Origin of the sequence: Mesorhizobium sp. M7D.F.Ca.US.004.03.1.1 (assembly GCF_003998635.1) — a bacterium.
Classification (GTDB): Bacteria; Pseudomonadota; Alphaproteobacteria; order Rhizobiales; family Rhizobiaceae; genus Mesorhizobium; species Mesorhizobium loti.
On the sequence record NZ_RZQG01000422.1, the window covers coordinates 1 to 5,081 of the forward strand.

General features: G+C 61.4%; 4 protein-coding genes. All 4 read right to left on the minus strand.

Going from position 1 to position 5,081, the window contains the following annotated elements; all coding sequences use genetic code 11:
• Positions 1 to 564: iron-containing alcohol dehydrogenase (locus tag EN935_RS21655; protein ID WP_127373593.1), on the minus strand; the 564-nt coding region annotated here is incomplete at its 3' end.
• 17 nt (positions 565 to 581) lie between these two features.
• Positions 582 to 1,970, minus strand: a complete 1,389-nt coding sequence (locus tag EN935_RS21660) for an aldehyde dehydrogenase family protein (protein WP_127373594.1) — start codon at positions 1,968 to 1,970, stop codon at positions 582 to 584.
• 135 nt (positions 1,971 to 2,105) lie between these two features.
• Entirely contained in the window at positions 2,106 to 3,476 is a 1,371-nt protein-coding gene (locus EN935_RS21665) for a glutamine synthetase family protein (protein ID WP_127265001.1), read from the minus strand.
• Positions 3,477 to 3,572: 96 nt separating this feature from the next.
• Positions 3,573 to 5,081 (minus strand): amino acid permease (locus EN935_RS21670; protein WP_206534548.1); only part of this gene is annotated, 1,509 nt, incomplete at its 5' end.

Here is a 5,081-nt window from a genome sequence, read left to right on the forward strand (position 1 = left end):
GACCGACAGTTCCGGATCGGCAATGACGATGGCCGGCAACAATTTGGGATGAAAGATGACCTTCTTGGTGTGCGTCGCCTCGTTGGTGATGACGCCGGCGCGGCCGACTTCCGATCCGGTGCCGGCGGTGGTCGGCACGGCGATGATCGGCGCGATGGCATCTGAATTGGCGCGCGTCCACCAGTCATCGACATCCTCGAAGTCCCACACCGGCCGCGTCTGCCCGGCCTGGAAGGCGATCAGCTTGCCGAGATCGAGCGCCGAGCCGCCGCCGAAGGCGATGACGCCGTCATGCTTGCCCTTCTTGAACACGGCGATGCCGGCGGTGAGATTGGACTCGACCGGGTTCGGCCTGACCTCGGAGAAGACGCCGTAAGGGACCTTGGCATCGTCGAGGATCTTCAGTGTCGACGCGACGACCGGCAGTTTCGCCAGGCCCGGATCGGTGACGAACAGCGGCCGCTTGATACCGGTGGCCGCCAGCACTTCCGGCAATTCCTTGATGCGGCCGGCGCCGAAGCGGACGGTGGTGGGGTAGTTCCATTTGGAGATCAGCTTGGACATTTTTGTCTTTCAATAAATCAGATGGCTTCGCGCAGATGGAATGATTTCGGCCTGGTCAGATTGTCGTAGCCGATGGCCGACAAGCCCGCACCCTTGCCGGTGTCCTTGACACCGGTCCAGACCAAGGCAGGGTCGAGGTAGTCGCAGCGGTTCATGAACACCGTGCCGGTTTCGATGCGGTCGCCGATCGCCACCGCATGCTCGGTGTCGCGCGTCCAGATCGAGGCCGTCAGCCCGTAGGGGCTGTCGTTCATCAGCGCGATTGCCTCTTCGTCGTTGCGCACTTTCATGATGCCGACGATCGGGCCAAAGCTTTCCTCGCGCATGACGCTCATCTGATGGTCGACATTGGTCAGCACTTCCGGCGCCAGATAGGGCGAGCCGGCCTTGTCGTTAGCCACCTTCATGTTGATGTGCGCCACCGCGCCCTTGCGCAGTGCCTCGGCCTTCTGTTCGCGGATCAGGTCGGCGAAGCGCGCCTGCGCCATCGGCCCCATCGTCGTCGCCTGGTCGAGCGGATTGCCGACGACATAGTTCTTCGTCTCGGCGATGAAGCCCTCGACGAATTCGTCATAGACCTTTTCGTGCACATAGACGCGTTCGATGCCGCAGCAGCACTGGCCGGAATTATAGAAGGCGCCGTCGACCAGATTGGCAACGGCATGATCCATCTTGGCGTCCGGCAGCACATAGGCCGGATCCTTGCCGCCAAGTTCGAGCCCGAGCGTCATGAAGGTACCCGCTGCTGCCCTTTCGATGGCGCGGCCGCCGCCGACCGAGCCGGTGAAATTGACATGGTCGATCTTGCCTGAGCCGAGCAGCTTCTCGGTCTGAGCGTGGTTCAGCACGACATTCTGGAACACGCCCTTGGGCAGACCCACTCTGTCGAAAGCCTGTTGGAAGCGCTCGCCGACCAGCAGCGTCTGCGCCGCATGCTTGAGGATGACGGTATTACCGGCCATCAGCGCCGGCACGATGGTGTTGACGGCGGTGAGATAGGGATAGTTCCACGGCGCGATCACCATGACCACGCCGAGCGGATCCTTCTTCACATAGCGGCGGAAGCCGTCCTTCGGGTTGGAGGCCGGCACCGACTTGAGCGCCTGCTCGGCGATCTCGACCATGTAGTTGGTGCGTTCCTTGACGCCGCCGAATTCGCCGCCATAGCGCACGGGCCGCCCCATCTGCCAGGCGATTTCCGGCACGATCTCGTCGGTCATCGCGACCAGCGCTTCCAGCATCGCGAGCATGTACTTGCCGCGCTCGACGATCGGCGTCAGCGCCCATTTCTCTTGCGCCGCCTTGGCACGCTCGACCGCGGCATTGACCGCCTGATCTGTTGCGATCGGCCGCTCGGCATAGATCGAGCCATCGATGGGGGTAATGAGTTTGACCGTCTCGGTCATTTTGTAAGTCCTCGTATTCTACAACAAAAATCGTATGGCCTGGCGCTGCCCCTCATCCGCCTGCCGACACCCTCTCCCCATTCTTCACGGGGAGAGGGTAAGGGTGAGGGAGCGGCGCCGACGAACGGTCGATACCTAGTACCGCTCGAACCCTCTATGCAGTTCCCAATCCGTAATGCGGCGGTCGTATTCGAACTGCTCCCATTTTGCGGTGTGGACATAGTGTTCGAGCACATCCTCGCCGAGCGCCTGCTTGAGCATCTTGGACTTCGCCAGCGTCTCGGTGGCATCGCGCAGCGTCTTCGGGATCTCCGGCAAACGAGATGCCTGATAGGCATCGCCGACAAACGGCTTCTGCAATTCCAGCTTCTCGTCGATGCCGGCAAGGCCGGCGGCGATCAGCGCCGCGAAGGCGAGATACGGGTTCAAGTCGGCACCGCCGATGCGGCATTCCATGCGGATGCCCTTGGTGCCCTCGCCGCACAGGCGGAAGCCGGCGGTGCGGTTGTCCTCGCTCCACATGATCTTGGTCGGCGCGAAGGTGCCGGCCTGAAAGCGCTTGTAGGAGTTGATGTAGGGCGCCAGGAACCAGGTGAACTCCTTGGCGTATTTGAGCTGGCCGGCGGCCCATTGCTGGCCGAGCGTCGACAGCGTCCAGTCGGCCTTCTTGTCGAAGAACAGCGGCGTCTTGCCGTCGGCGCTCCACAGCGAATTGTGGATGTGGCTGGAATTGCCGGCGAGCCCGTAATTGTACTTGGACATGAACGAGATCGCCTTGCCCTCGGACTCGGCAATCTCCTTGGCGCCGTTCTTCAGGATGACGTGGCGATCGGCCATGTCGAGCGCCTCGGCATAGCGCACATTGATCTCTTCCTGGCCCGGACCCCACTCGCCCTTGGAATTCTCGATCGGAATGCCGGCCGCTTCCATCTCGTTGCGAAGCCGGCGCATGACGCCCTCTTCCTTGGTGGTGATGCCGATCTGGTAGTCGCCGATATAGGGCGATGCGGTATCGAGACCCTGCCAGTGCTTCTTGCGGGCGGAATCGTAGGTCTCGTTGAACAGATAGAATTCAAGCTCGGAAGCGAAATAGCCGATATAGCCGCGCTCCGTCAGCCGCTTGACCTGCTTCTTGAGGATGGCTCGCGGTGAATGCGGCAGGTCGTCATGGGTGTGGTGGTCGAGCACGTCGCAGATCACGAGTGCGGTCTTTTCCAGCCAGGGAATGCGCCGCAGCGTGGCGAGATCAGGCTTCATGACGAAGTCGCCATAACCTTTCGACCAGCTCGCCGCCTTGTAGCCGGGCACCGGTTCCATATCGATGTCGGCGGCCAGCAGATAGTTGCAGCCATGCGTCTCGTCATGCGCGGAATCGACGAAATACTGCGCCAGGAAACGCTTTCCGGCGAGCCGACCCTGCAGGTCGACGATGCAAGCGAGCACCGTGTCGATCTCGCCGCTGGAAACCGCTTTCTTCAATTGATCGAACGAGAAATTTCCGGCCATTCCTTTGGCACTCCAGCGCTTGTCGTTTGGGGCTTGTCATATTGAACGGAAATAAAAAACCGTGGCGAGCGGACCCGCCACGGTTTGATCGGCTGTTTAGGCGGATTCGCCAACGGCCTTTTCGGCCGCTGCGATGGTCGCCCTGCGCTTGGCGATTGCCGCATCGCCAATAGGCGGCCCCTGGAAGCGGCGGTTTTCAACGGCGAACCACAAAACGACGAGCAGAACGATCAATCCGATCGCATAGTTGATCAGGATGTCGAAGGGCGGTTGGATGCCGGCATACATCAACACCAGAACACCAAGCACGGTGATGACGGCGAACGGCTTTGACCAGATGCCGAGCCGGAACGGTCCGAATTCGGTCCAGCTCTTTCCTTCCGCCAGAAGTCCGGCTGCGATCGGCATGGCGTAGGAGACATAGAGGAAGAGAGCGCAACCAGCAGCGAGCGCCGCAAAAGCCGGCGAATAGAGCGTGGCGGCGATCGACAGCACAACACCGAGCCAGATAGCCGGGACGGGCGTGCGCCAGGTCGGCGAAACCTGCTTCCACAAAGACGACCCCGGCAGACCTCCGTCACGCGAAAAGGCAAAGATCATGCGCGAGGTCGAAGTGAGGCCGGCCAGCGCGCAAAGATAGTTCGACAGCACGATGGCGATGCCGAGCAGAGCCTTGAGCCAGGTTGGCGCTGGCAGATTGTTGAACAGGTTGAACCAGGCATTGCCGCCGTCCTTGGCGGTCGCCACGAGATCGGGGCTGGCGAGGACGAAGGAGACCGCCATGATGAAACCGAAGACGAGAGACCACAGGACCGCGTGGATCATGCCTCTGGGCACCGCAACGCGGGCATTGTGCGTTTCCTCGGCGGTATGCGCCGAGGCGTCGAAGCCGGTGATCGTGTAAAGCGGATAGAGAAGGCCGATCAGGAAGGCCACGAGTGCGGTGCGAGCCGTCGGAACATAGCCACCACCGAGATCGCCGGTCGTGTTGACGAAAGTCGTCAACCGCGCAAGATCGAAGCCATGCGCCCCCCAGATCAGGAAGGTCAGCGTCAGGACGACCGCAACAACGAGGATGAGGTAGCCGGAAAAGTCGGTCAACATCGTCGTCGTCTTGATGCCGAGATGATTAAAGAGGCCTTGGGTGATGGTAATCAAGACGACTGCCGCCGTCTGCTGCCAGAAGCCCCAAGCCGATGTGTCCCAGCCGAAGATCGGACCCGCGACGAGCCCTTGAAACAGCAGGTAGACGCCTACATTCACCGAGGCAACGACGAAGATCAGGCCGAGCAAGTTGATCCAGGCCGTGGCCCAGCCCCAGCCGCGTCCGCCCAGAATCGACGACCAGTGGTAGAGGCCGCCGGCGGTCGGATAGGCCGAGCCGATCTGGCCGAGCGAAGCGGCGACGACAAGGGCGAAGACGCCCCCGATGACCCAGCCGACAGTCGCCTCGAAACCGCTGCCGGTGGCCATGGCCAGCGGGAAAGACGTAATGCCGCCCGCCAGAATGCAGATGATCGAGAAGGAAATGGCAAAGTTCGAGAAGCCGCTCATGCGGCGAGCCAATTCCTGGGCGTAGCCCATACTGTGAAGGATTTTTGTGTC